Origin of the sequence: Synechococcus sp. MW101C3, from assembly GCF_002252635.1 — a bacterium.
In the GTDB taxonomy this organism is placed as follows: domain Bacteria; phylum Cyanobacteriota; class Cyanobacteriia; order PCC-6307; family Cyanobiaceae; genus MW101C3.
Map to the genome: position 1 here is coordinate 135,548 of NZ_NQKX01000007.1, position 26,171 is coordinate 161,718.

25 protein-coding genes are annotated in these 26,171 nt (G+C 67.0%); 14 read left to right on the forward strand and 11 right to left on the reverse strand.

Translation table 11 applies throughout. The annotated features are described in order from the left end of the window. The first annotated feature begins 9 nt into the window (after positions 1-9). From CJZ80_RS10310 to CJZ80_RS10335, 6 genes are all read left to right on the forward strand, one after another. Complete coding sequence (locus CJZ80_RS10310; protein WP_369803031.1) at positions 10-1,602, forward strand: CocE/NonD family hydrolase; 1,593 nt, start codon at positions 10-12, stop codon at positions 1,600-1,602. 19 nt (positions 1,603-1,621) lie between these two features. Next, a complete protein-coding gene (locus CJZ80_RS10315) occupies positions 1,622-2,320 on the forward strand; it encodes a DUF3887 domain-containing protein (protein WP_094512918.1) in 699 nt (232 codons plus the stop codon). A gap of 53 nt (positions 2,321-2,373) precedes the next feature. Beyond that, positions 2,374-4,683 carry a 1,4-alpha-glucan branching protein GlgB gene (gene glgB, locus CJZ80_RS10320; protein ID WP_094512919.1) on the forward strand — a complete coding sequence of 770 codons (2,310 nt, stop codon included), beginning with the start codon at positions 2,374-2,376 and terminating at the stop codon, positions 4,681-4,683. Between the two features lie 26 nt (positions 4,684-4,709). After that, a complete protein-coding gene (hemE, locus tag CJZ80_RS10325) occupies positions 4,710-5,768 on the forward strand; it encodes a uroporphyrinogen decarboxylase (RefSeq protein ID WP_094512920.1) in 1,059 nt (352 codons plus the stop codon). Beyond that, complete coding sequence (locus CJZ80_RS10330) at positions 5,765-6,787, forward strand: NAD(P)-dependent oxidoreductase (RefSeq protein ID WP_094512921.1); 1,023 nt, start codon at positions 5,765-5,767, stop codon at positions 6,785-6,787. The genes hemE and CJZ80_RS10330 overlap by 4 nt, the downstream gene beginning before the upstream one ends. Positions 6,788-6,932: 145 nt before the next feature. Next, positions 6,933-7,277, forward strand: coding sequence for a c-type cytochrome (locus tag CJZ80_RS10335; RefSeq protein WP_094512922.1), 345 nt, complete (start codon positions 6,933-6,935; stop codon positions 7,275-7,277). A 318-nt stretch (positions 7,278-7,595) separates the two neighbouring features. Here the strand turns inward: CJZ80_RS10335 and CJZ80_RS10340 are convergent, their stop codons facing one another. Beyond that, a complete protein-coding gene (locus CJZ80_RS10340) occupies positions 7,596-7,817 on the reverse strand; it encodes a hypothetical protein (RefSeq protein WP_094513036.1) in 222 nt (73 codons plus the stop codon). Positions 7,818-7,882: 65 nt separating this feature from the next. Here CJZ80_RS10340 and CJZ80_RS10345 point away from each other — a divergent pair, with 65 nt between their 5' ends. The 3 genes from CJZ80_RS10345 (at position 7,883) to CJZ80_RS10355 (ending at position 12,735) form a co-directional block, all read left to right on the forward strand. Beyond that, the gene (locus tag CJZ80_RS10345; protein ID WP_094512923.1) at positions 7,883-8,308 is read left to right on the forward strand and encodes a hypothetical protein; all 426 of its coding nucleotides are present in this window, start codon (positions 7,883-7,885) and stop codon (positions 8,306-8,308) included. A 121-nt stretch (positions 8,309-8,429) separates the two neighbouring features. Beyond that, complete coding sequence (gene clpB, locus CJZ80_RS10350) at positions 8,430-11,045, forward strand: ATP-dependent chaperone ClpB (protein ID WP_094512924.1); 2,616 nt, start codon at positions 8,430-8,432, stop codon at positions 11,043-11,045. Between the two features lie 22 nt (positions 11,046-11,067). Further along, complete coding sequence (locus CJZ80_RS10355) at positions 11,068-12,735, forward strand: bifunctional aminoglycoside phosphotransferase/ATP-binding protein (protein WP_094512925.1); 1,668 nt, start codon at positions 11,068-11,070, stop codon at positions 12,733-12,735. A gap of 175 nt (positions 12,736-12,910) precedes the next feature. Here the strand turns inward: CJZ80_RS10355 and CJZ80_RS10360 are convergent, their stop codons facing one another. The 3 genes from CJZ80_RS10360 to CJZ80_RS10370 form a co-directional block, all read right to left on the reverse strand. Next, a complete protein-coding gene (locus CJZ80_RS10360; RefSeq protein ID WP_094513037.1) occupies positions 12,911-13,201 on the reverse strand; it encodes a 4a-hydroxytetrahydrobiopterin dehydratase in 291 nt (96 codons plus the stop codon). A 97-nt stretch (positions 13,202-13,298) separates the two neighbouring features. Continuing rightward, entirely contained in the window at positions 13,299-13,760 is a 462-nt protein-coding gene (locus CJZ80_RS10365; RefSeq protein WP_094512926.1) for a hypothetical protein, read from the reverse strand. 217 nt (positions 13,761-13,977) lie between these two features. Then, entirely contained in the window at positions 13,978-14,430 is a 453-nt protein-coding gene (locus CJZ80_RS10370; protein WP_094512927.1) for a secondary thiamine-phosphate synthase enzyme YjbQ, read from the reverse strand. Positions 14,431-14,502: 72 nt separating this feature from the next. On the opposite strand from CJZ80_RS10370, the gene CJZ80_RS10375 reads away from it, so the two are divergent. After that, positions 14,503-14,784: a hypothetical protein gene (locus CJZ80_RS10375; protein ID WP_369803032.1), complete on the forward strand. Its 282-nt coding sequence runs from the start codon at positions 14,503-14,505 to the stop codon at positions 14,782-14,784. Here CJZ80_RS10375 and CJZ80_RS10380 read toward each other — a convergent pair whose 3' ends face one another. Beyond that, the gene (locus CJZ80_RS10380; RefSeq protein ID WP_094512929.1) at positions 14,785-15,612 is read right to left on the reverse strand and encodes a response regulator transcription factor; all 828 of its coding nucleotides are present in this window, start codon (positions 15,610-15,612) and stop codon (positions 14,785-14,787) included. It abuts the gene before it with no gap. Between the two features lie 383 nt (positions 15,613-15,995). Then, positions 15,996-16,472, reverse strand: coding sequence for a DUF2721 domain-containing protein (locus tag CJZ80_RS10385; RefSeq protein WP_094512930.1), 477 nt, complete (start codon positions 16,470-16,472; stop codon positions 15,996-15,998). Positions 16,473-16,533: 61 nt separating this feature from the next. Here CJZ80_RS10385 and CJZ80_RS10390 point away from each other — a divergent pair, with 61 nt between their 5' ends. The 4 genes from CJZ80_RS10390 (at position 16,534) to CJZ80_RS10405 (ending at position 20,128) form a co-directional block, all read left to right on the forward strand. Beyond that, positions 16,534-16,974, forward strand: coding sequence for an OsmC family protein (locus CJZ80_RS10390; protein WP_094512931.1), 441 nt, complete (start codon positions 16,534-16,536; stop codon positions 16,972-16,974). Between the two features lie 41 nt (positions 16,975-17,015). Beyond that, positions 17,016-18,557 (forward strand): carboxypeptidase M32, encoded by a 1,542-nt coding sequence (locus tag CJZ80_RS10395; RefSeq protein ID WP_094513038.1) that lies wholly within the window; start codon positions 17,016-17,018, stop codon positions 18,555-18,557. A 224-nt stretch (positions 18,558-18,781) separates the two neighbouring features. Next, positions 18,782-19,369 (forward strand): inorganic diphosphatase, encoded by a 588-nt coding sequence (locus CJZ80_RS10400; RefSeq protein WP_094512932.1) that lies wholly within the window; start codon positions 18,782-18,784, stop codon positions 19,367-19,369. Between the two features lie 36 nt (positions 19,370-19,405). Next, positions 19,406-20,128 (forward strand): L,D-transpeptidase, encoded by a 723-nt coding sequence (locus tag CJZ80_RS10405; RefSeq protein WP_094512933.1) that lies wholly within the window; start codon positions 19,406-19,408, stop codon positions 20,126-20,128. On the opposite strand, the gene CJZ80_RS10410 is transcribed toward CJZ80_RS10405, so the two are convergent. The 5 genes from CJZ80_RS10410 to CJZ80_RS10430 form a co-directional block, all read right to left on the reverse strand. Continuing rightward, positions 20,118-22,097: a chloride channel protein gene (locus CJZ80_RS10410; RefSeq protein WP_094512934.1), complete on the reverse strand. Its 1,980-nt coding sequence runs from the start codon at positions 22,095-22,097 to the stop codon at positions 20,118-20,120. The two genes, CJZ80_RS10405 and CJZ80_RS10410, sit on opposite strands and share 11 nt — an antisense overlap. After that, positions 22,072-23,025 (reverse strand): hydroxymethylbilane synthase, encoded by a 954-nt coding sequence (gene hemC, locus CJZ80_RS10415; RefSeq protein ID WP_094513039.1) that lies wholly within the window; start codon positions 23,023-23,025, stop codon positions 22,072-22,074. The genes CJZ80_RS10410 and hemC overlap by 26 nt, the downstream gene beginning before the upstream one ends. A 119-nt stretch (positions 23,026-23,144) precedes the next feature. After that, positions 23,145-23,552 carry a DUF1824 family protein gene (locus CJZ80_RS10420; protein ID WP_094512935.1) on the reverse strand — a complete coding sequence of 136 codons (408 nt, stop codon included), beginning with the start codon at positions 23,550-23,552 and terminating at the stop codon, positions 23,145-23,147. Further along, complete coding sequence (locus CJZ80_RS10425) at positions 23,549-24,217, reverse strand: phosphatase PAP2 family protein (protein WP_233132995.1); 669 nt, start codon at positions 24,215-24,217, stop codon at positions 23,549-23,551. Before CJZ80_RS10425 ends, CJZ80_RS10420 begins: the two co-directional genes overlap by 4 nt. Further along, entirely contained in the window at positions 24,214-25,983 is a 1,770-nt protein-coding gene (locus CJZ80_RS10430; RefSeq protein WP_094512936.1) for a glycosyltransferase family 39 protein, read from the reverse strand. The genes CJZ80_RS10425 and CJZ80_RS10430 overlap by 4 nt, the downstream gene beginning before the upstream one ends. Positions 25,984-26,171 lie beyond the last annotated feature (188 nt).

Here is a 26,171-nt window from a genome sequence, read left to right on the forward strand (position 1 = left end):
GCCGCACCGGTGCCTGACGCCCTGCCGGTGGAGTCCAGCGACACCTGGATGCCCTGCGCCGATGGGGTGAAGCTGGCCAGCCGCGTCTGGAAGCCGAGCACGCCTGGGCGCTGGCCGGTTTTGCTGGTGCGCCAGCCCTATGGCCGGGCCATCGCCTCCACCATCACCGCCGCCCATCCCCACTGGTATGCCCAGCAGGGCTATGCGGTGGTGGTGCAGGACGTGCGCGGTCGGGGCGATTCGGCCGGCCAGTTCGAAGGATTCGCCCAGGAGGCCCTGGATGGGGCCACCGCGGTGCAATGGGCGCGCAGCCTGCCGTTCGCCGATGGCAAGGTGGGCACCTACGGCTTTTCCTATCAGGGCCTCACCCAGGTGCTGGGCAGCGCAGACACGGCGCCACCCGATGCCATGGCCCCGGCCATGACCGGCCTCGATGAACGGCTTCACTGGGCTAGCGACGGGGGCGCACACCGCTGGGCGCTGGGGCTGGGCTGGGCACTGCAGCTGGCCGCAGAAACCGTGCGCCGCCGCGGTGACCACGACGCCTGGCAGGCGATCCGCCGCAGCCTGGAGAGCGGGCAGTTCCTGATGGAGGGGATGGCGCTGCTGGAGCGCCACGACCCCAACGGCATGGGGCTCGGCTGGCTGCACCTTGATCCCCGGGACCCGCACGGCTGGCGTTGCCACCACCCTCCGCCGGCCCTGCTGCGCCAGCCCATGCTGCTGATCGGCGGCTGGCTCGACCCACATCTTTGCGGCGTGCTTGACCTGCTTGAACGCAGTCGGGCGTGCGGCGGCTCAGCGAAACTGCTGGTGGGTCCCTGGACCCATCTGAACTGGAACGGCGGAATTGATCAGCTGCAGCTGGCCTTCTTCGACCGGCATCTGCGTGGCCGTGAGCCCACCAAGATGCCGGCTGCCTGCGCACTAGGCGACCTCACCAGCGGGGCCTGGGTCCCTGCCCCGGCCGCTCCTCATCCTTCCCTGGTGTGGGGCCTACGCAGCGGCGGGCTGGCGGCGATCAATGCAAATGAGGGGCAGCTCACAGAGGCCGGGAAGGGGGGTGGTGCGGTGTGGCTGGTGCACGACCCCTGGCGGCCCTGCCCCGGCCGTGGTGGCCATCTGGCCCTGGAGGCCGGCCTGGTGGAGAGGGGCGACATCGACCAGCGCAGCGATGTGGCCTGTTTCACCTCGGCGCCTCTCGCGCAGGATGTGCAGCTGTGCGGCAGGCCAGAGCTGGTGGTGGATCTGGCCGCCGATCAGCTCGGCCACGACCTGTGTGGGGCGCTTTCGGTGGTGCGCGCCGGTGGCAGTCAGGTGCTGCAGCTCTGCACAGGGGTGAGTCGCTGGCTCGGCCACGATGCCCTGACCGTGCAACGACGCCGGCTGCAGTTCCAGCCCCTGCTGGCCACGCTTCGCGCCGGCGAATGCCTGCGCCTGTCTTTGGCGGCGGCGGCATGGCCGCAGATCGCCGTCAATCCCGGCGATGGCTATCACCCCAGGGGCCGCACAGGTCCCGACCATCGGGTGATCACCCTCCAGTTCAGTCTCCAAGAGGCGCAGTTGCACCTCAAGCCGCTCACGTCGGCGAAACTTTGCTGATCCCAACCCTCTGACTGCCATGGTTCTACGTTCAGCCCTTCTGGCTGCGGCCCTGTTGGCCGGCTTCTCGGGGCCGGCGGCACTGGCCACTACCAGCCTCTCCCAGGCCGACGCCAAGCGTGCAGCAGAAAACCTGCTCACGGCCATCGGCCAGAGGAACAGCCAGGCGATCTACGAGCAGCTGGCTCCGGAGTTGCGCCAATCCACGACCGTTGAAAAGGTCAATCAGCGCCTGCAGGGCCAGGAAAGGATCCTCGGCAGCAAGGTGCTCGAGGTTGTGAGTGGGGTGGACGACAGCACGGTGGAAGCGGAGCTGACCACCCCCAGCGGTGCAAAGAAGATCGTGCTGGTGGTCGACGAACGGGGCCGGTTGCTGGCCTGGGAGTGGGAGCGCAGCAGCACACCAATCCGTCAGATCGCCAGCAGCTTCGTTACCGCAGTGAGCCGTGGCGAAGTGGTGACGGCACGGAGCATGCTGTCGCTGGAGCTGCAGCAGCAGATCTCCGCGCAGGAACTCACAAACCGCTGGCAGAACCTGGAAAAACGCACCGGCCCCTTCCAGCGGGTGCGCGGCACCCTGGTGGCCAGCCAGGGTGGTGACCAGCAGCTGGTGCTCGTCACCACCCAGTTCAGTCGTCTCACCGACAACCTGTTCGTGATCCTCGATTCCGCCGGCCACATCATCGGCATCGATTTCCCCACCACCCCGCCGCGCTGAGGCGGCGGAGCAGGTGGGCGGCCTAAGCTCCCGGCTCGCCCGCATGTGCGCCCATGGCTCCCGCCAGCCTCGACTGGATGGTCCAAGACGGTCAGAAACTCGAAGAGTGCCGTCACGATCATCCGTTTGCGGTGCTGGGGCCCCAACCTCTCGGCGATCACTGGGTGGTGCGGGCCTGGATGCCCGAGGCCGAACGGGTGGAACTGCGTCTCAATGGCCAGTCGCTGGCGATGGAGTGCCCCCATCACCGCTGGCTGTTCGAAGCGGAACTGGATCACGATCCCGCCCAGAATTACCAGTTGTGGGTGCGACGCGCAGGTATCGAGCACCAGCAGCACGACCCATGGGCCTTCCGTGAAGAGTGGATGGGCGAGCTCGATCGCCATCTCTTCGCCGAAGGCAACCACCACCACATCTGGCGGCGGCTTGGAGCCCATGTGTGCGAGCGCAATGGTGTGGCGGGCGTGCAGTTCGCCCTGTGGGCTCCCAATGCCCTCACGGTGGCGATGCTGGGCGATTTCAACGGTTGGGATGGCCGCCACCATCCGATGCAGCTGCGCCTCGGTGGCATCTGGGAGCTGTTCATCCCCGGGCTGATGCCGGGAACGATCTACAAATACGAAGTCCGCAATCAACACGGGCACTGCTATCAGAAGGCCGATCCCTACGGCTTCCAGCACGAGGTGCGACCGCAGCAGGGGTCGGTGGTGGCGCAGTTGGGCCAGTACCGCTGGTCCGACCAGGGCTGGCTGGCCGAGCGCGACAGCCGCGATCCGCTGGAGCAGCCGATCGCCGTCTACGAGATGCATCTGGGCAGCTGGATGCACGCGGCCATGGATCAACCGTTCATTGAGCCCGATGGCACGCCCCGGCCGCCGGTGGCCGCCGCTGATCTCAAGCCAGGCGCCAGGCTGCTCACCTATCCGGAACTGGCCGACCGCCTGATCCCCTATGTGAAAGCACGCGGCTTCACCCACATCGAGCTGCTGCCGATCGCCGAGCATCCGTTCGATGGCTCCTGGGGGTATCAAGTCACCGGCTTCTATGCCCCCACCAGCCGCTTCGGTTCCCCGGATGAGTTCCGTGCCTTCGTGGACCGCTGCCACGCCGAAGGCATCGGCGTGCTGCTCGACTGGGTGCCGGGCCACTTCCCCAAGGACAGCCATGGCCTGGCCTTCTTCGATGGCTGCCACCTCTACGAGCACGCCGATTCACGCATCGGTGAGCACAAGGAATGGGGCACGCTGATCTTCAACTACAGCCGCAACGAAGTGCGCAACTTCCTGGTGGCCAATCTTGTGTATTGGTTCGAGGAGTTCCACATCGATGGCATCCGGGTGGATGCTGTGGCGTCCATGCTGTACCGCGATTATCTCCGCCCGGATGGAGAGTGGCTGCCGAACGAATACGGCGGCAGGGAAAATCTCGAGGCCGTGCGCTTCCTGCAGCAGGCCAATGCGGTGCTTTTCCATCATTTCCCGGGGGCGCTGTCGATCGCCGAAGAATCCACCACCTGGCCCATGGTCACCAAGCCCACCGAAATCGGTGGCCTGGGCTTCAACTTGAAGTGGAACATGGGCTGGATGCACGACATGCTCGATTACTTCGAGCTGGATCATTGGTTCCGCCAGTTCCATCAGAACAACATCAGCTTCTCGATCTGGTATCACTACACCGAGAACTTCATGCTGGCCCTCAGCCATGATGAAGTGGTGCACGGCAAGAGCAGCCTGCTGCACAAGATGCCCGGCGACGATTGGCTGAAGTTCGCCAACGTGCGCGCCCTTCTCGCCTACATGTGGACCCACCCGGGCAAGAAGACCATCTTCATGGGGATGGAATTCGGCCAGCGCTCCGAATGGAACGTGTGGGGCGATCTGCAGTGGGATCTGCTCCAGTACGACGCCCACAAAGGCCTGCTGGCCATGGTTGACGACCTCAACCGCTTCTACCGCGAAGAGCCAGCGCTCTGGCGCGACGACTTCGTTGAATACGGCTTCCAGTGGATCGACTGCAGCGACAACCGCCACTCCGTGATCAGCTTCATGCGCCGGGAGAGCACTACTGGGCGCTGGCTGGTGGTGGTGGCCAACTTCACCCCGCAGAGTCATTCCCACTACCGGGTGGGGGTGCCGCTCGAGGGCTACTACAGCGAGGTGTTCAACACCGACAGCAGCCGTTACGGCGGCAGCAACCTCGGCAATCTCGGCGGCAAGTTCACCGATACCTGCCCCATGCACTGCTACGAGCAATCCATCAACCTCTGCCTGCCGCCTCTCAGCGTCCTGGTGCTGCAGCGCGATGAAGCCCGCAGCCAGGCCCTGTGTGACGAATCCACCGAAGCCGGCCGGCTGGTCGGGTAGGTTCGCCGCTGGCATTCCCTCCCTCCATGGCCGAAACCCTGCCCCTGCTGCTGCGCGCTGCCCGAGGCGAGCAGGTGGAGCGGCCGCCGGTCTGGATGATGCGGCAGGCCGGCCGTTATATGAAGGTCTACCGCGACCTGCGTGACCGCCACCCCGGCTTCCGGGAACGCTCGGAGATCCCCGACCTCTCCTACGAGATCTCGATGCAGCCGTTTGAGGCCTTCGCGCCCGACGGTGTGATCCTGTTCTCCGACATCCTCACGCCGCTGCCGGGTATCGGCATCGACTTCGACATCATTGAGAGCAAGGGGCCGATCATTGATCCGCCGATCCGCAGCCAGGCCCAGGTGGATGCCCTGCGGCCGCTGGAACCCGCCGCCGCCCTCCCCTTCGTGGGCGAGGTGCTGGGCAGGCTGCGCCAGAGCGTGGGCAACCAGGCGGCCGTGCTCGGCTTTGTGGGCGCTCCCTGGACCCTTGCCGCCTATGCGGTGGAAGGCAAGAGCAGCAAGAACTACGCCGTGATCAAGGCGATGGCGTTCCAGGAGCCGGCGCTGCTGCATCAGCTGCTGGGCCACCTGGCCGATTCGATCGCCACCTACGTGAGCTACCAGATCGAAAGCGGCGCCCAGGTTGTGCAGCTGTTCGATTCCTGGGCCGGTCAGCTCAGCCCGATCGACTACGACACCTTCGCCGCTCCTTACCAGAAGCGCGTGGTGGACCAGGTGAAGGCGAAGCACCCGGACACCCCGCTGATCCTTTACATCTCCGGCAGCGCCGGCGTGCTGGAGCGCATGGCCACCACCGGCGTGGATTTCATCTCCCTCGACTGGACCGTGGACATGGCCGACGGCTGCGCCCGTCTGCCCCAGCACCTCGGGGTGCAGGGCAACGTGGATCCCGGCCTGCTGTTCGGCACGCCTGAGGCGATCCGCGCCCGCATCGTCGACACGGTGCTCAAGGCGCGCGGCCGCCGTCACATCCTCAACCTGGGGCACGGCATCCTGCCCGGCACACCCGAAGACAACGCCCGCGTGTTCTTCGAAGCCGGCAAGTCGGTGAATGAGTGGATCGGGGCGGCTGTTTGAGCAGTTCCACATCGCCCGGCCCGCGCCAGCGGGTGCTGATCACCGGCGCCAGCGGCTGCGTCGGACAGACGATCGCTGAACAGCTCTACCGCGAAAGCGACGTGGAGCTGCTGCTCTGGCTGCGCGATCCCGCCAAGCTCACCGCCGTGCCGGCCGACGATCCGCGCATCACCCTGCTGGTGGGCGACCTGCGCGATCAGGAGCCCCATGCCGGGGCGATCGCCTCCGCTGACCGCATCATCCACACCGCCACCGCCTGGGGCGATCCCGAGCGGGCCCAGCAGGTGAATGTGGTGGCGGTGAAGGAGTTGCTGGGCCGCACCGATCCCGAACGGCTGCAGCAGGTGATCTATTTCTCCACCGCCAGCATCCTGGATCGCAACCTGCAGCTGCTGCCGGAAGCGCAGGCCTACGGCACCGAGTACATCCAGACCAAGGCCCTGTGCCTGCAGCAGCTGGAGCAGCACCCGCTGGCGGAGCGGATCGTGGCCGTGTTCCCCACGCTGGTGTTCGGCGGCTCGGTGCAGCCGGGTGATCGCTTCCCCACCAGCTACCTCACCGCCGGTCTGCAGGAGGGGGTGCGCTGGTTGTGGCTGGCGCGCTGGTTGAGGGCGGAGGCCAGCTTCCACTTCATTCATGCCGTGGACATCAGCCGGGTGTGCGTCCACCTGTGCCTGCAGCCGCACCAGCCCAACAGCGAACCCGGCCAGGGGCCGGTGCGGCGCCTGGTGCTCGGTCAGCCCGCCGTCACGGTGGATGGGGCGATCACCAGCCTGTGCCGCTGGCGCCAGTGTTGGCGGCCGCCGTTCGGCCTGGCCCTGAGCGGCTGGCTGATCGAAGCCCTGATCAAGGTGCTGCCGATCGAGGTGAACGCCTGGGATCGCTTCAGCATCCGTCAGCGCCACTTCATCCACAGCCCGGTCAGCCCGCCGGAACGGTTCGGCCTGGTGAGCCATGTCCCCACCCTGGAGCGGGTGTTCGACGCCGCTGGCCTGCCCCATCGCGGCGCGGTGGGCTGAAGGCTGGGCCGCCACACCGGTTGACGGCAGCCCACCTCAGCTGGCGCCACGCGCCGCTTGCGTAACGAGATTGTTTCGATCCTCCCGCGTGCTGCAGCGCCGCGTGGGGACGAGACCCTAACTTCTTCTCGTTGCACGCCTTTCGATGCGCCGTCTGCTGTCATTTGTTGCCCTTGCCCTGGCGCTTCTGCTGGGTTCCGCGTCTCCTTCGTTCGCCGCGGATGTCGCCCATGGCGGCCAGGTGTTCTCCGCTAACTGCGCGGCTTGCCACATGGGCGGCGGCAACGTCGTGAACGCCGAGCGCACACTCAAGAAAGAAGCCCTCGAGGCCTACCTGGCCAACTACAACGAAGGCCACGAATCGGCCATCGCCTACCAGGTCACCAACGGCAAGAACGCCATGCCCGCCTTCGGCGGCAAGCTCACCGAAGCTGACATTGCTGATGTGGCCGCCTACATCGAGCAAAAGTCCTCGGAAGGCTGGTCCTGAGCTCTGCTTCCGCTCGCGCTGTCAGGCTCGAGCCCCTCAAGGCTTTGATCTTCACGGCCCATCCCTGAGCCTGGCCTGAGGCTCCATCTGCCATCCGCCTCTTCACCGGGGCGGATTTTCTGTGTGAGCGCGCGGGAGCCTGGGCGGATCAGCCGGTAGGGCAATACCGTCCGGCGATCCGCCGCTCAGCCAGCTGCCGTGAGCTTCCTGTGCTGGTGTTCGAGGGGCAGCGCACCCGCGCCATGCCTGCCACGCGTCGACACAGCCAGACCAGCGCCTTGAGGCACGGCCTTCAGCCCAGCGGTTTCCGACGAGGCTTCAGCCCAGCTCCTTGCGGCGGGCGAGCACGGCCAGATACAGGTCTTCCGGTACATCGCGGATGTCGTACTCGCTGGGCAACACGCCGTGGGCATGCCGGTGCACCACCAGCCAGCAGTTGCGCTCCGGATCCCTGGCGGTGGCATCGAACAGCCGCGATTCTTCCGCCAGCCGGCTCACCAGCTCGTCGGTCGGGATGGAATCAGGGGGCAGGGCTGTCATCGGCGGGCGCACCATCCATGGCCTGGCCAACGAGACTAGGCAGGCGCCCCCCTACCTCCATGGCCATGAGTCCCGCAGCCCCGCCGCTTCGCCAGCCGGGGGGCCACAGCGTTCTCAACAGGCGCTGCAAGCGCCATGGCTTCGTCTGCCGGGCGGCGCTTGCCTTCACCACGGCGGCCACCCTCACCACCGCCCTGCTCGGGCCAGCGGCGGGTCCTGCCCGCGCCCAGACCCCGTCTCCCAACCAGCCGGAGGCGATCGGCCCCTCCACAGCGCCGCTGAAGAGCTGCCCACGGCTGCCGCCCACCCCTGAGTCCAACCTGCAGCCGCTGCAGCTCAAACCCGAGCAGGTGGCAGGCAAGAACGGCATGGGCTGCCTCTCCGCGGCCGATGCCGTCTATGGGCCCGATGGCTGCCCCGTGCGCCGTTGCACCAGGGCGGAGAGTCTGCGCCGGATGCAGTTCCCGCTTCCCGCCGCCACAGGGCCGTGATCGCGGGCGCCATGGGGGGTTTTCTGTGGGTATCGGTTCGGTGCTCCCTCTGAGCCCAACGCAGAAGTGATTCATAGGGTGAATTCATCTCCCCCCGACGGCGCAACGCGCGCACCCCGCCATGCACCCCACTGCCGAAACCTTCACCGAAAAGGCCTGGGCCGCCATCGTGGCCGCCCAGCAGCTGGCCCAGCAGAAACGCCAGCAACAGTTGGAAAGCGAGCACCTCTTCGCCGCACTCCTGGCCCAGCAGGGGCTGGCAGGGCGGATTCTGGAGAAGGCCGGCGTGAACCCCGCCGTGCTCACCGAGAAGGTGGAAGCCTTCATCGGCGGCCAGCCCAGCCTCGCCACCGCGCCCGAGAGCGTGTACCTCGGCAAGGCGCTGAACCTGCTGCTAGATCACGCCGCCACCCTGCAGAAGGAATTCGGCGACAGCTTCACCTCGATCGAGCATCTGGTGCTCGCCCTCGCCAACGACGCCCGTTGCGGCCGCCAGCTGCTCTCGCAGGCAGGCGTGGATGCCACGAAACTGCGTCAGGCCATCGAAGCCGTGCGCGGCAGCCAGAGCGTAACCGATCAGAACCCCGAAGGCACCTATGAATCGCTGCTGAAGTACGGGCGTGATCTCACCCAGGCCGCCAAGGACGGCAAGCTCGATCCGGTGATTGGCCGCGATGAGGAGATCCGGCGCACGATCCAGATCCTCAGCCGCCGCACCAAGAACAACCCGGTGCTGATCGGCGAGCCCGGCGTGGGCAAGACCGCAATCGTGGAAGGCCTGGCCCAGCGGATCATCAACGGTGACGTGCCGGCGGCGCTGCAGAACCGGCAACTGGTGTCGCTGGACATGGGCGCTCTGATCGCCGGAGCCAAGTACCGCGGTGAATTCGAGGAGCGGCTCAAGGCCGTGCTCAAGGAGGTCACCGCCTCCGAAGGTCAGATCGTGCTGTTCATCGACGAGATCCATACGGTGGTGGGGGCCGGCGCCAGCGGCGGCGCCATGGATGCCAGCAACCTGCTCAAGCCGATGCTGGCCCGCGGCGAACTGCGTTGCATCGGCGCCACCACCCTCGATGAGCACCGCCAGCACATCGAAAAGGATCCGGCCCTGGAGCGGCGCTTCCAGCAGGTGTTCGTGGACCAGCCCACGGTGGAGGACACGATCTCGATCCTGCGCGGGCTGAAGGAGCGCTACGAAGTGCACCACGGCGTGCGCATCGCCGACAACGCCCTTGTGGCCGCCGCCGTGCTCAGCAGCCGCTACATCGCCGATCGCTTCCTGCCCGACAAAGCGATCGATCTGATGGATGAATCGGCAGCGCGGCTGAAGATGGTGATCACCTCCAAGCCGGAAGAGATCGACGAGATCGATCGCAAGATCCTGCAGCTGGAGATGGAGAAGCTGTCACTGGGCCGTGAATCCGATGCGGCCAGCCGCGATCGGCTCGAACGGCTGGAGCGGGAACTGGCCGAGCTGAGTGAGCAGCAGAGCGGCCTCAATGCCCAGTGGCAGAAGGAAAAGGGCTCGATCGACGAGCTCAGCGCCATCAAGGAAGAAATCGAGCAGGTGCAGCTGCAGGTGGAGCAGGCCAAGCGCAGCTACGACCTCAACAAGGCGGCCCAGCTCGAATACGGCACCCTGGCGGAACTGAACAAGAAACTGGCAGCCAAGGAGAGCGAGCTCAATGCCGCCGGTGCCGACAAGACCCTGCTGCGCGAGGAGGTCACCGAAGACGACATTGCCGAGGTGATCGCCAAGTGGACCGGCATTCCGGTGGCGCGGCTGGTGCAGTCGGAGATGGACAAGCTGCTGCATCTGGAAGCGGAACTGCACCGCCGCGTGATCGGCCAGGAGCAGGCGGTGACCGCCGTGGCGGATGCGATCCAACGCTCCCGCGCCGGCCTGTCCGATCCCAATCGGCCGATCGCCTCGTTCCTGTTTCTCGGCCCCACCGGCGTGGGCAAGACCGAGCTCTCCAAGGCGCTGGCGGCCCAGCTGTTCGACAGCGCCGACGCCATGGTGCGCATCGACATGAGCGAATACATGGAGAAGCACGCCGTGAGCCGCCTGATCGGAGCGCCTCCCGGCTATGTGGGCTACGAGGAAGGCGGCCAGCTCACCGAAGCGGTGCGGCGGCGTCCCTACGCGGTGATCCTGTTCGACGAGGTGGAGAAGGCCCACCCCGATGTGTTCAATGTGATGCTGCAGATCCTCGATGACGGCCGCGTCACCGATGGGCAGGGACGCACGGTGGATTTCACCAACACCGTGCTGATCCTCACCAGCAACATCGGCAGTGCCTCGATTCTCGATCTGGCCGGTGATCCAGCCCGCCACGGCGAAATGGAGCGGCGGGTGAATGAGGCCCTGCGCGGCCACTTCCGCCCCGAATTCCTCAACCGCCTCGATGAAACGATCATCTTCCACAGCCTGCGGGCCGAGGAACTGCGCCAGATCGTGGAGCTCCAGGTGGAGCGGCTGCGGCTGCGGCTGGCCGATCGCAAGATCGGGCTTGAGCTCGATGCCGCCTCACTCGACTGGCTCGCCACCGCCGGGTACGACCCCGTGTACGGCGCACGGCCGCTGAAGCGAGCGATTCAGCGGGAGCTGGAAACCCCGATCGCCAAGGCGATCCTGGCCGGTACCTACGGCGAAGGTTCCAGCGTGGGGGTGTCAGTGCTGGGCGAGCGGCTGCACTTCCAACCCCAGCGCCAGGTGGAGCCTGCGCTCGCATGAGGCCCCTGCTGGAGGCGCGCCGATGAGTGACGCGCCCCCGCCGACCAGCGCAGCGGCTGCGGCCAGTCTGGCCGCCACGATCGCTGCCCTCAGCCGGCCATCGGTGTATCCCTTGGCCGACTGGCAGGGCGTGGCGGCCAGCGAGCGGCAGGTGCAGGTGGTGCAGACCCACATCAGCGTGGTGTTCCTCACCCCGCGCCACGCCTACAAGCTCAAGAAGCCGCTGCAGCTCTGGCATCTGCTCGACTACAGCAGCCTGGAGCGGCGCTGGCACTGGTGCCGGGAGGAGGTGCGGCTGAACCAGCGCCTGGCCGCCCCCATCTACCTGGGCGTGCGGGCGCTGGCAGGAGAGCCGGTGGTGGTGATGCGGCGCTTTGATCGGCAGCGCACCCTGCGTGCCCGGCTCCAAGCCGGCCCCGTGCCGGCCGCACAGATGCGGGCCCTGGGGGGCGTCATCGCCCGCTTTCACAAGGCCAATGGCAGGCCCGGCGCCGATGGCCGCGCCGCCATCCGGCGCTTCGCCCGCGTGCTGGCGAGCAACGTGCAGGCCACCGCCAGCGCCGTGCCCGCACTGTTTCCCGCCCCGGTGCATGCTGCCCTGGTGAGCAGCCTGGCCGCGCAGCTGCGCCGACAGCGCCACGCGCTGGCCACACGGATCGCCGCCGACTGGGGCGTGAACGGCCATGGCGACCTGCGCCTCGAGCACGTGCTGCTGGAGGCAGAGCCCGGCCCCTTGATCGTCGATTGCGTGGAATTCAATGCGGGGCTGCGGGAGGTGGATGGCGCCTCCGATCTCGCCTTCCTGGTGATGGAACTGCAGGCCAGCGGCCATGCCGAGCAGGCGGAAGCGCTGCTGGCGGGTTACGGCCGCCCGATCGATCCGGCGGTGCTCAACCTGTTCTGCGCCTACCGGGCCCATGTGCGGGCCAAGGTGGAAACGGTCAGCTGGGCCGAGCACGACCGCGCCGCCACCGAACGCCTGGCGGCTGAACGCGGTGCGCGCGGCCACCTGTCGCTGGCACTCGCCTATGCCCGCACCGGATTGCAACCGCCGCCGCTGATCCTGCTGCGGGGCCTCTCGGGCTGCGGCAAGAGCCACCTGGCCGCCCTGCTGGCTCCCTGGTTGATCGCCGAGACGATCAGCAGCGACCGGGTGCGCAAGGCGCTGTTCGGGCTGGACCCCCTGGCCCGCTCCAGCGGTGAACAGCGGGACCGCCTCTACAGCGCCGAAGCCCATGCCCGTACCGAAGCGGCGCTGCTGGAGCAGGCCGCCACAGGCCTGAAGACCGGGCGTGCCGTGCTGCTCGATGCCACCCACCTGCGCCTCGCCAGCCGCCAGCGGGCCACCGCCCTGGCCCAGGAGCTGGGGGTGCCCTGGTGCATCGTCGACGTGGACGCCTCAGCTGAACTGATCGAGACACGCCTGCGGACGCGCCTGCAGCGCAACGACGACCCCAGCGATGCCGATCTGGCCGTGGCGGCGCTGCAACGCAGCCAGGTCGAACCGCTCACGCCATTGGAGCAGCGGCACACCCTGCGCTTCCGCGCCGGTGATGACCCGACCACGCTGCTGATGTCGCTCTGGGAGCGGATCGCCTGCGGCGCCACGGGCAGCGCGGACGGCACGGATTGCGCAACTGGCACGACCGAAGTTGGGCCCGGATCGGCCGAAGGTCAGGGCTCAGGCTGAGTTTCAGCCCTCCCGGACCCCGTTCTCCTGGACCCAATTTTCCTGGACCCAGGGTCTTGGCTCAGGGCTTCTTCAACCCGGGAGTCCTGGATTGAGAGGCGTCTTGAAGTCGTGCCTCAGCGTTCCGGCTTCTGGAGATTCAGGCGTCGTGGATCCAGCCTTCAGGATCTGATGCTCAGGGAGTGAGCAGACTGTTGATCCGCCGCGCGAGCTCCCGGTCCAGGCTGGAGAGGCCCCCCGCATCGTGGGTGGTGAGATCGATCACCACGCGGTTGTAGACGTTGCTCCATTCCGGATGGTGGCCAAGGGTTTCCGCCAGCAGGGCCACCCGGGCCATGAAACCGAAGGCGGCGTTGAAATCGGCGAATACAAAGGTGCGATGGAGCTTGCCGTTGCTCATGCTCCAGCCCGGCAGCTGAGCTGGCAGCGCCTTGATCTCCTCAGGGGTGAGCAATTGGGCCGCCATGACAGGTCCGCAGAACAGTGCTCCCACCAGGATGGCAAGCAGGCCCAGGCGCGCAAGCGGGTGGAAGCACGCCCAAGGGGCACGCCAGCCCTCTGGTTCAGCAGCCGGCATCGCTGAGGTCATGGAGCCGATCAATCAGGAGGTCGAGTTCGGTGTCGCTGTCGGCATCGCCGCCCAGACGCAGGCGACGCTGCACCTCACCATTGAGCCGTTCGCCGCTGCGCAGTGCCAGCAGGGTGGCGGGGGAGACCGTGGCCACCGGTGGCCCAAGCTCCGCTGGCGGCTCCATGAAGGAACCAGGCGGTCGGCTTGCCAGAGCGGTGATCGCAGCGGTGAGGGCGCCGATGGAGCAGTGCAGCTGAGTGATCTCACAGCGCAGGCGCAGGATTTCCGCCGTCAGCTCGTCGTTACAGCAGCGGCTGGGCTCGGGGGCCGGGACGGGGGTAGAACCGAGGCTGCGGTCTGGGCCGCTCCGGGACGTGGAGCCAGCGGCTATGCGCGCAGAAGCAGGAATCGGCACCGGCTGCACCGGGGCCCGGGCGGATGGCGCTCTCTCCATGGCCTCACTCTGCCGTGGGGTCAGTCTGCCGTGGGGTCTCTCTTCCCATGGCCTCACGGTGTTGCGGCAAGTCTCTGCCGTTGCCTGCGTCTCCAAGGGCCTCGGGGTGCGACGGGCACTCCCAGAGGTGGACAGGTAGAGCCCAAAGGCATAGGTGTAGTCGGGCGCGAGCCTCGCCGGTGTTCCGCCGGAACTGTTCATCCCCCCTGAAGACTGCTCATTCCCCCAGCAGATGGAGGCTCAGCTCACGGCAACTGCCAGCGGCGCGGTGCTCCCAGAGGTAAACCGCCTGCCAGGTGCCGAGCATCAGGCGGCCCTGCTCAAACGGCAGCGACAGGGTGCTGGTCGTCAGTGCCGTGCGCACATGGGCCGGCATGTCGTCGGGGCCTTCGTCGTCATGCACCCAAGGCCGCAGCCGGCCTTGCCCACTGAGCGGGCGCACCCCTTCCTGCGGCACCAGCGCCTGCAGAAACGCAGCAAGGTCCAGCAGCACACGGGGATCGGCGTTTTCATTGATCGTCAGGCTGCAGCTGGTATGCCGGAGCAACACATTGAGAACGCCCTGGCGGAGTCCAGAAGCGGTCACGCAGGCAGCCAACTGAGATGTCAGGTCGGTGAAGCCCTCACCCTCGGTGGAAACTCGCAGTTGCGACAAGTACTGACAGAGCATGGAAAACAGGCCGGGCGGTCATGGTTGGGTCATCTTTAGTCTCTATGGTTGCGCCATCACAACAGATTTCCAATGGCTCCCCTTCCCCTTGCTTCATGGCGTGCCGCACAGCTTCCTATTGGCCTGATGGCGCTGCTCATGGTTCCGCTGGCGGGTGGGGCTGTGGCGGGCGGGGCCATTGCACAGCAGGTGATCCCGAAGCGAGAAGGAATGTGTCCGCTCGGGTATGTCGACACCTTCAACGGCAAGTGCAGTACCCTCGGGGTCACCTCTTACACCGTGAGTCCACGGGATGGAGAAGCCTGTCAGTCGGGCTGGATGAACATCGGCGGAGGCTATTGCCGCAAGAAATGATCACAGGGGATCACGGCCTTGGCTCGGTCCCTTTTGCCAGCGCACCAGCCCGGTGGTAACGGCGATCAGGGCAGCATGGTTGCGATTGCGTGCTCCCAGTTTGCTTCGAATCGCCTTCATGTGGGTTCGCACCGTTTCCACGGACACGAGCAGCTGGGCAGCGATCTCTGCATTTCTGTACCCTTCCACCAGCTTGCAGAGCACATCGCGTTCGCGGGGGGTCAGCCGTGTTCTGACTTCCCCAACGGAGCTGAACGTACCCTTCAGCATGATCGTCAACAGAGGGGCATCCATGTAGATGCCGCCATCAAGGATCACCTTGAGCGCCGTGACGATATAACCCCGGCCCGCATAGCGCTCTAGGCAGATGCCATCACTGCCCGAGGCGAACGCTTCCTCCAGCACGTCCGATGTTTCGTTCTGCAAGATCAGCAGGCACGGCAGGTGGGGATGGCGATGCTTGATCCTGCGAATGAAAGCCATTCCCGTGCTTCCTTCAAGGAATTCACCCACCAGCACAAGATCGGGCACGAGCTGCTGAAGATGCTTCAAGCCAGCCTCCTCAGTAGTGGCGCTATGCAGTGAACAGACCACACTTTCCAGGAGAATTTTCATGTGGCCGATCATCATGCGCCGAGCGCTCACACACAGCAGCGAGCGACCAAAGAGTAGCTTCCTGGTAGCTTCATCTTGCTCCAGATCAGATTGTAGGAACGGGTTGAAATCCATTAATCTTCCGGCGAGTCTGCCGCTGAATGCCGCAGCGGCAGATGGTCGAGTTGCCTTTGTGCAGACAACTGGGGTATCAGAGGTAACAACGCCAGCCATGGGATGGACAGAACAGGGACATGGTCCATCTGAAGGCGGTTAGCAGCCTGGAACATCCCCGACACGGGCCAAATCGACCACATTGGGCGGGTGGGTAAATGTGCACGGCCGGGCAAAGTCGTACAGAACGAAGTTGTGTGAGGGTAGCCGTTTCCATGGCGAATTGCAGAAGAATTGCCGTGCCATCGCTCGGGCACCGTTAGAACAGCACCCTATTCTTCTCATTTTTTGCGCCACACCGGTCACTCACACCAGCCTGGAGACACGCAATCCTCTGAAAACGCATTGGCGCCCCATTCAGTTTCACTACCGCACGGGCCAGGCAATGCCCTGAAGCCTCAATACCGAAGCGCGCGGTCACTGCGCCTGGCGCATCGGCAGGTTCAGTAGTAACGCTTGGGATTCTGGGAAATCGCCAGCTGCACCTCCTGCAGGAAAAGCACCAGCCCCACGATCAGCATCAGCATCGCCAGCACGAAGGCTGGCACCAGGATGGCGGCAAGATCCAAAACCGCCACCGCACTCACGAACATCACAGCCACCACCGCGGCGATCAGCAGCGCTGTGAAGGTGACGCAGAAGATGGCGCGGTTGATCAAAAACATGCGCTTCTTCTGCACATCCAGCGATTTGCGCAAGCGGCGCGCCTCCTGGGTGGTGCCCCGAGCGAGCGCCTCCTGCAGCAGGCGGGTGCGGTCGACGATCCGTGCTAACCGCTGGGTGAACATGCTCAGCAGGCCGGTGATGCCCGTGAGCAGGAACACCGGCGCCACCGACAGCTGAATGGCATAGGAGAGCTTGGCGACCGCTGCGGTGCTTTCCGTGCCGGCCGCGAGCACGAGGATGTCCGGGGCCGTCATCGCATTCCGCCAGAAGACTCCGCTGCCATTCTCAGGGGCAGACACGATCGGCCTCGCCGCGATGACCACCATCCAGTGCCAGTACGAAGGTTCGCTCCGCTGCCAGGCCCTGCATGAACCCTCCGGTTCCTCCCTGCTCACCGATGCTCCGCTGGACAACGAAGGGAAGGGCGAGCGCTTCTCCCCCACCGATCTGGTGGCTACGGCCCTGGCCACCTGCATCCTCACGGTGATGGGCATCACGGCCCAGCGGCACGGCTGGGCGCTGGAGGGGAGCCGGGCCCGGGTTGAGAAAACGATGACCCGCTCCGGTCGACGCCGCATCGAGGCGCTCACGGTGTGGATCACCCTGCCGGAGGGCCTGGCGGCGGATCATCGCCAGTTGCTGCAGCGCGCGGCGGAAAGCTGCCCGGTGAAGCAGAGCCTGGAAGGCGCCGTGGCCATGGAACTGATCTGGGAGCACGCCGGCACGCCCGCCTCAGACCAGCCGCCGGCCGCATGAGCGAGGACGCCATGCTGGGCCTCGCCACCGCAGCTCTTCCGATGTCCGAGCCGGCCACCGCCCTGCAACGCCTGCAGGATCACCTGCACGAAACCAGGGTGCTCGGGTCGATCAGCAGCGCGCTCTACTACGACCAGAACACGGTGATGCCTGCGGCCGGGGCCGAGTGGCGCGGCGAGCAGCTGGCCTTGCTGGCGAGCCAGATCCATGCCCGTCAGAGCAGCGCCCACTACGCCGAACTGGTGGCGGCCGCCGAGGCGGAACTGGGGGCCTCAGCGCCAGCCGAGCGGCGCCGCAACCTGCAGCTGGTGCGCCTCGAACTGGAACGGCAGCGCTGCCTCGACCCTGCGCTGGTGGCCAGCCTGGCCAGGGCGCAGTCGAAGGGCAACGCCCTCTGGCAGAACGCCCGCCGCCACAACGACTTCCCCACCTTCGCCCCCGCCTTGGCGGAGCTGATCGCCCTGCGCCAGGAGCAGGCCGGGCAACTGGCCAGCGCCGAGCTGGCGCCGCGCAGCCCCTGGGAGGTGCTGGCCCAGCCGTTCGAACCCGACATCAGCACAGCGCGGGTGGAGGAGCTGTTCGCCCCACTGAAGGCGACCCTGCCGGTGCTGCTGGAGCAGGTGGCCGCCGCCACCGCCCAGCAGAGCGGGGAGAGCACCGCCACCGCCGAGCTGCCCGAGACGGAGCAGGAACGCCTCTGCAGTGAGCTGCTCGACAGCTGGGGCTACGACCCGACGCGCTGCCAGCGCTCCCGTTCCGCTCACCCCTTCTCCTGCACGGTCGGACCTCAGGATTTCCGCATCACCACACGCGTGGTGCCCGGGCAGCCGTTCTCCTCCTTCCTGGCCACCGCCCACGAATGGGGGCATTCGCTCTACGAGCAGGGCCTGCCCCGCAGCACCGACCACTACTTCCCCTGGCCGCTCGGCGAGGCCACCTCGATGGGGGTGCATGAGAGCCAGTCGCTGTTCTGGGAATGCCGGGTGGCCCGCGGCCGCGCCTTCGCCGCCCGTTGGCAGCCGCACTTCGTGGCCGGCGCCGGCGCAGATCGATGGGGCGGCATCGATGGCTTCTGGCGGGGGCTGAACCCGATGCGGCCCGGCCCGATTCGTGTGGAAGCCGATGAACTGAGCTACTGCCTGCACATCGTGCTGCGCTTCGAGCTGGAGCTGGCCCTGCTGGAGGGAGGTCTGCCGGTGGCCGACCTGCCCGGTGAATGGAACCGGCGCATGGTGGAACTGCTGGGCCTGCGGCCGGCCAGCGACAGCGAGGGCTGCCTGCAGGACATCCACTGGGCTGAAGGCCTGTTCGGCTACTTCCCTTCCTATGCCCTCGGCCATCTGATCAGCGCCCAGCTCGCCGAGGCGATGGAGCAGCAGATCGGGTCGATCGAGGCACACGTGGCCGCCGGCCAGGAACAGGCGCTGCAGCAGTGGCTGGCGGCCCACGTCTGGCCGCTGGGGCGGGCGGTGAACGGGGAGGAGCTGGTGGAGCAGGTCACGGGGGAGCGTCTCAGCGCCACGCCGTTCCTCACCTATCTGGAAGCCAAGGTGCAGCAGTTGCTGAGCAGCGTCCGCCACTGAGCCGGTGGGAAAGGCAAGGCGAGCGCCTGCGGGGGGCTGGTGGCGCGGCCGTCAGCGTGCGTGGTTAACAGAGGGTGAGGCCGTCAGGGTGCATGGTGATTCGAGGCCGAGTCTGAGGGTGACCTGAGAGCAAGGCCGTTCGCATGCGCCTTCGTGCGAGTCCCTGAGTGAGGCCGGTCTGGGGCACTCCGTAGGATCGGCCGCGCCGCTCGTTTCCCATCGCCATGGCGAACATCGACCATACGCCCAGCCGCACGATGCTCAACCTGCTGCATGTGCTGCCGGCCTTCGCCGACGAAGCGGACCTGCGGTTGAACACGATCGTCGAGCTCAATTCGATGACGATCAACAAATACGAACTGATCACCGAAACCGGCCATCTCAAACTCGACCGGGTGGGCTACTCCTCCCTGGCCTATCCCTTCGCCTACGGCTGCATCCCCCGCACCTGGGATGAAGACGGGGACCCGCTCGACATCGAGATCGTGGGTGTGACCGAGCCGTTGGTGCCCGGCAGCCTGGTGGAGGCCCGCATCATCGGCATCATGACCTTCGACGACGGCGGCGAAGTGGACGACAAGGTGATCGCCGTGATCGCCGATGACAAGCGCATGGATCACATCACCAGCTACGAGCAGCTGGGCGCCCACTGGCAGAAGGAAACCCACTACTACTGGGAGCACTACAAGGATCTGAAGAAGCCCGGCACCTGCAAAGTGAATGGATTCTTCGGCGTGGAGGAGGCGGTTCGCATCATCAAGGAATGCGAAAAGCGCTATCTCGACACCATCGATGCCAAACTTGTGGGCTGAAGCCCCACGACCGGCACCTGAATGCGCCCGATCCCAATGGTTCTTCCGCACCTTCGCAGTCCTGGCGCCTCCACCGGTGGTCTGGTGACCTCCATCGGCGCACTGGTGATCAGCCTGTGCAGCGCCACCCTGCTCGCAGGCACCGCTGCACTGGCACTCCCCACCGCCACCCCGGCGGGTCCAGCCAGCTCGGCGCCGGGCACGGCCACACCGGCACCTGCGGTCGCAGCGCCGGAAGCCACAACACCCACAATCACGGCGCCTGGAACCACCCCGGCAGCCAACAGCCCGGCACCTGGAGCCACCACTGCCCCAGCCACCGCGTCACCCACCACCCCAACGGCGCAGCCGGTCGCGGCCTCACGGATCGTGCTGCGGCTGGGCAAGCGGGACATCCGGCTTGAGCAGGGCGGCAAGGTGTATGGCCCCTGGCCTGTGGCGATCGGTGATGCCCGCACGCCCACGCCCACCGGCACCTTCCAGGTCACCAACAAGGTGGTCAACCCGATCTACGCCAGCACCAGAACCGGCAAGGTGAAAGGCACCGTCGGGCCGAACGGTCCCCTGGGTGATCGCTGGCTGGGGTTCAAGACCGTCGGCCCCAACCAGTTCGGCATCCACGGCACGCCCAGCGCCTGGGCATGGACGGTCAGCTCCCGCTCGGCGGTCACCAATGGCTGCGTGCGCATGTTCCACGAACACGTGCGCAAACTCTTCGACCTGGTGGACGTGGGCACCCCGGTGGTGATCACCCGCTGAGCCCACGGGCCAGCGCGAGCGCCATGCCATCACGGCTGGCCATGCCTTGAAGCTCATCGGCTCGCAAGCCTGCCCATGGCACACCAGCCGGCAGCTTGGCCTGAGGGCCATCGTCCTGTTCAAACACCGGCAGCTGGCGCAGACCGTTGGGGTTGAGCTGGTCCTCCAGCTGCGCGAGGCTAGCGCTGGCCGGCAGCCAGATCAGCTCGGCGCGGCGGCAGTCGCTCAGCGGCGCCGCCCCCCCCTGGCTGGTGATCACCCGCTGCAGGTCCATCAGCGTGGCCAGCCCCACCACCCAGCCGTCCTGCTCGATCAGCAGACAATGGCCATGGGCCCGCACCAGCTGCGCCAGCGCCTCTGCCGCAGCGGTGGTTCCCGGCAGCACCAGCGGTCTCTCCGGTTCCAGCGCTGCCCGCACCGACAGGCACGCCAGGCGGGCACGACGTTCCTCTTCCACCGGATCGGGCCCCAGCAGGCCTGGATCGGCCAGGCCATGCCATCGCTCCACCAGCACGGCGCTCAGCCCCGTGGCCGCCATCAGCGGCAGCACGATGCGGATGTCGTGGGTGAGCTCGAACAGCAGCAGCAGGGCCGTGAGCGGCGCCCGGGCACTGCCGGCCAGCACGGCGGCCATGCCCACCATGGCGTAGGCCGGCGGTTCGGCCACCGGCAGGCCGAAGCCGCTTTCGCCCAGCAGCTGGCCGTAGCAGTTGCCCAGCACTGCCCCCAGAAAGAGCGCAGGGGCAAAGCCCCCCCCCACAAAGCCGCTGGCATTGCTGAGCCCCGTGGCCAGCAGCTTCACGGCCAGCAGCGCCAGCAGGCTGGTGAAGGCCACACCACCTTCCCTGCCCAGCAGCGCTTCGATCGTGTCGTAACCCACGCCCAGCACCTGCGGGAAACCGAGCGCCATCACTCCCACCCCAAGGCCGCCGAGGGCGTTGACGAGCACGGCAGGCAGGCGCTCCACCCGCCGCTGCACAGCGGCGCTGCGGCCTGCGGCCAGGATGCTCACCAGCGCCCACGACATCAGGCTCGCCACCACCCCAAGGCCCAGGTAGAGGGGCAGCTCCAGGGGGGAGCGCACCTCGTAGGCAGGCAGGCGGAAGATCGGCTGGTCCCCCAGCGACAGTTGCGTGACCAGGGAAGAGGCCACCGCCGCCACCAGCACAGCCCTGAGGCTGGGCCGGCCGGGGATGGTGCTGTAGGCCCCCTCGAAGGCGAAGAACACGCCGGCGATCGGCGCCTGGAAACCCGCCGCCAGCCCTGCCGCCACGCCGGCGGCCACCAGTGCCTTCTGGGAATCGGGTGTGAGCCCCCCGCGCAAGCCGAGCCAGAGGCCGATGTTGCCGCCGCTCTCCACACTCGGCCCCTCCGGCCCGAGCGAGGCGCCACTGCCAAGGCTGAGTGAGGCGGCAATCAGGCGCAGCAGCGGCAGGCGCGGCGTCGCCGGCAGGGCGCCATCAGCCATGGCCATCAGGCTCGGCAGGCTGGGGCCCAGATCACGCGCGAGCTGGCGCAGCAGCCCTACACACAGTCCACCCAGCACCGGCGCCAGCAGCACCGGCCAGGAGGTCAACCAACCGGCCAGGCCGCTGGCGGGCACGGGGAGCGGCACCGGCACTGGCGGCAGTGGAGGCGGTGGCAGGAAGCCGATGCCACCGAGACCGATCAGCACCAGCGCCTTCAGCGGGGTGCCGGAGGGGGCGGAGGTGGTGAAGATCTCCGGTGGTGGGGTGGGATCGGGCTGAGCGCTGCCCAGCAGCCCCGTGCCCCACTCCACAAGCGTGCCGAACAGGAAATTGTTGATGAAGCCCAGCAGATAGTGGAAGCCCACCACGGCCGCGCCGGTGAGCACCCCCACCAGCGCAGCCCAGGCCAGCAGGCTCCACTGGAAGGGCAGTCCACGGCTGTCACCCTCCCGTGGCTGGGGAGGGCCGGCCGGTTCAAGCCTCGGGCCTGACAGCTGCAAAAATCTCCTCCAGGATTTCGCCCGCCCCTTCACTGCGCAGGGTGTGGGCGAGGGCGATGCCGATGGCCTCCGGCTCGGTTTGATCGCCGCGGGCCTCGTTGCGAAGCAGACGCTGACCGTCGAGGCTGGCCACCATGCCCGTCAGCACCAGCTCGTCACCGTCGAAGCGGCTGTTGACCCCGATCGGCACCTGACAGCCACCTTCGAGCTGGCGCAGGAAGGCCCGCTCCGCCAGGCAGCGGCGGGCCGTGGGGAGGTGCTCCAGCACCTTGATCGTTTCGAGCACGGCGGTATCGCCCTCGCGGCATTCGATGCCGAGCGCGCCCTGACCCACGGCGTGCAGGGAGATCGAGGGGTCGATCAGTTCATGGATGCGGTCAGCCAGCCCCAGCCGGCCCAGGCCGGCGGCAGCCAGAATCAGGCAGTCGTACTGGCCGGCATCCAGCTTTTCCAGCCGGGTGATCACATTGCCGCGCACATCCTTGAAGGTGAGCTGGGGGTAGTGGTGGCGCAGCTGGGCGAGCCGGCGCAGCGAGCTGGTGCCCACCACGCTGCCTTCCGGCAGGGTGGCCAGGCTCTTGTCGGCATGGCGGGCGTGCACCACCAGGGCATCGGCGGGATCCTCCCGCTCGGTGACGCAGCCGAGCATCAGCCCCTCAGGCAGGTTGGTGGGCAGATCCTTGAGGCTGTGGACGGCGATGTCGGCTTGGTCGACCAGCATCTGGGCTTCCAGTTCCTTGGTGAACAAGCCCTTGTCACCGATCTTGGCCAGCGCCACATCAAGGATCTTGTCGCCCTGGGTGGCCATCGCCTCGATGCTGATCTCCAGCGAGGGATGGGCAGCGGAGAGGGCATCCCGCACCCAGTGGGTCTGCACCATCGCCAGTTGACTGCGGCGGGAGGCAATGCGCAGGGTGGAGCCGGCCATCACGTCAGTCCTCACTTCGGCGTCACGGCCGTTTCACAGCCGCCCAGCCTAAGGACAGGCCGGCCGCGTGCCCGGCGACGTAACAGAGAACCTGGTCCATCAGCGGCACCAGGCCCGGATCAGGCGAAGAAATCGAGCGGGAACGGTCCCCAGGTGTCTTCCGCTTCGGGCGCCACGCTGCTGTGGCCGGTGATCAGCAGGCCGCAGCCGAGGCCGGATTCCGGACGCAGCAGGAAGTGACCAGTGCGCTGGTTGCCCTTGAGGAACACCGGGCCCTCCTCACTGTCAGAGGTCTCGCGGCCAGGAGCCTGCAGGGGCTCCCAGCCGAGGGCCTTCTCACAGGCGCGCAGCGCCGCCACCGCCTGGGAGGCGGAGGGTGCCATCACCCCGACGGTGAACCATTCACAGGCCGCCAGCCGCTGGTCGAGTTCACTGCGCAGCGCCTGACGGGCCGCGGCAGTGAGCTCCGGCGCCGTACGCAGGCCGCAGAGAGCCGCGAGCGTGCTGAGCGAAGCGGGTGTGGTCAAGGGGTTCGCCCCAGGGAAGGGCCAGTCTGCCGGGGGGCGCAGAACTGGAGGCTCACGGCGCAGATGCTGAACCAGATGAAGCCGACGCAAGCGCCACCCACCATGTCGGTGGGCCAGTGCACCCGGCAGTAGAGGGTGCTGAGCCACACCAGCGCCACCCAGAGCGAGGCACCCACATACAACGGGCGCCGCAGGCGCGGGTAGAGCGAGGAGAGGATCATGCACATGAGGAAATAGAACACCACGGCGCCGGCGGCATGGCCACTGGGAAAACTGCGGCCGATCACCTCCACCAGCCGGTCGGGGGGGCGCGAGCGATCAAACATCGGCTTGAGCCAGCGATCCACGATCAGCAGAATTCCAGCCGTCCCCACCGCCAGCCAGCGCAGCTCGTTCCAAGCCCGCTTGGTGTAAAGGAACACCAGTGCGGCCGCCACCAGCACGGCGGTGAAGCGGGTGCCGCTGAGCTTGTACACGAGCACGAGCAGGGCGCCCGGCTGGGGAGGAATCACCTGGCCCAGCCAGTCGAGGATGGCGATATCGAGCTCAGGGTGCTTCTGGTTCACCATCGTGGCCTCGATCCAGAGCACCAGCCCCAGAGCGATCACGCAGGCCAGCAGCCTGGGGACGCCGAACAGCCGGCACCAGCGGCGGAAGCGGTTCACGAACCGGCGCCGCCGGTGCGGGGCTCTGATCCCTTCAGCGCTGCCGGCCCGGGCACGTAACGAAGCAGGCGGTGATTGCCGCGGCTGGCCAGGGTCTGCACCTGCCCCCCCTCCGTGTTGAGGTCCTCGAGCTTGCGCTGTTCGCCGAACACCAGCACGCTGGCCGGCTGGCTGGCCCGCAAGCCCCGACGGGCCCCTTTGACGCTGTCAAAGAACTGCACGGGCCGGCCGCTGTAGAACACCACGCTGTAGCGCATGTAGCCCACCACCAGCAGCGGTTCCTGCGGTCCAGCCAGCTGGCCGGCGAGAACGGCGAGCTCGCGCACCGGTTGCTGTCGCTCCCTCTCCATCAAGGGGGCAAGTCCTGGCACCACCAGCAGGAGGACGCCGGCAAAGGCCGCCGCATCTGGCAGCCACAGGTGCTGCAGCGGGCCGCGACGCAGGAGCTGCACCACCATCGCGAACGCCGCCACCGCCAGCAGCCCACCCAGCAGCATCGGCAACCCGGAGCTGTTGAGGGCCTTGGCAAAGCCGGGATAGGCGGGGTCGGAAGCGGCCCAGCGCGGGGCCACCACGGCGGCAGTGGCCATCACCGCCAACAGCAGCGCATTCAGCCAGCCGAAAAGCTTCTGCCAGCGGTCAGTGGCCGGTAAGGGGGCGGTCGCAGCGGGCAGCGGCTGCCAGAACAACGCCACCAGCAGCGCACCGGCGGGAATCAGGGGCAGGATGTATCCGGCGAGCTTGGTGCTGGCGACAGAGAAAAACACCAGCACCACCAGAAACCAGACCAGGCAGAACGGGGCCAACTGGGCGGTGCGGAGTTGCCGGCGCCAGTGGCCCAGTTGCCAATAGCGCAGCCGCAGCATGGCCAACGGCAGAAACAGCGACCACGGCAGCAGCAGGATCACGCACCAGGGCAAATAGAAGTACCAGGGGCCGGAATGGCCGTAGAGCACCGAGGTGTAGCGCTGCAGGTTGCTGAAGCCGAAGAAGCCGCCAAGAAAGTCGGCGCCGTTCACCTTTGCAGCCCACACGTACCAGGGACTGCCCACCGCCAGGAACAGCACAGCCATCTGCAGCATCGGCATTTGCCGCAGCACCGTGAACAGCTGGGCCTGGCAGAGCAGAAAGACCACAATCACCGCCCCCGGCAGCACCAGACCCACGGGTCCCTTGGCGAGCACCGCAATGGCACTGAACACAGGCATCACCACGTAGCCCACGCGCCGCAGCACGGGCCTGTCCACCTGGCTGTACGCCAGGAAAAAGCCGAACAGCGAGAGCGTGATGGCGCTGGAGAGGAACATGTCGGTGACGGAGCTGCGCCCCCAGCCCACCCAGGCGGGGTTGAGCGCCAGCAACACCGCCCCCAGCCAGGAGCGCCGCAGGCGAGCCGGCGTGGCTTCGCCTTCAGCAAGCAGCCACAGGAGCACGAACCCCGCCACCACCACCAGGCTGGCCATCAGCGCCACCGGCAGCCGGGCAGCCCAGGCGCTGACGCCGAAGAGGCGGAAGCTGAGGGCCACCATCCAGTACCCCCACACCGGATAGTCAAAGAACGGCTCGCCGTTCCAGTGGGGCGTGATCCAGTCGTTGCGCAGCAGCATCTCCCGGCCCACTTCCACAAAGAGGGCTTCGGTCTTGTCCATCAAGCTGAGCGTGCCCAGGTGATTGAAGAAGGCCAGCCAGCAGAGCAGCAGCAGACCGGCGGCAGTCACCAAGGCCAGGCGGGCCGGGCGCGCCTGCAGCGAGGAGATCACGAGCATGCGATCAGGAGGCGGGCTGGGGAAGGAGGGAGCATCCACCGACGGCGGGACGCCAGAGCGGAGGGACTGGTGAGGCGCTGAGACAGATCGGATTTCAACACATCCAACTGGAGCCGAGAAGGGTCTGAATCGAGGGGAATGAGAGCCAGGGAAATCGAACCAAAGGCGATCAGGTCTATGGCGATCAG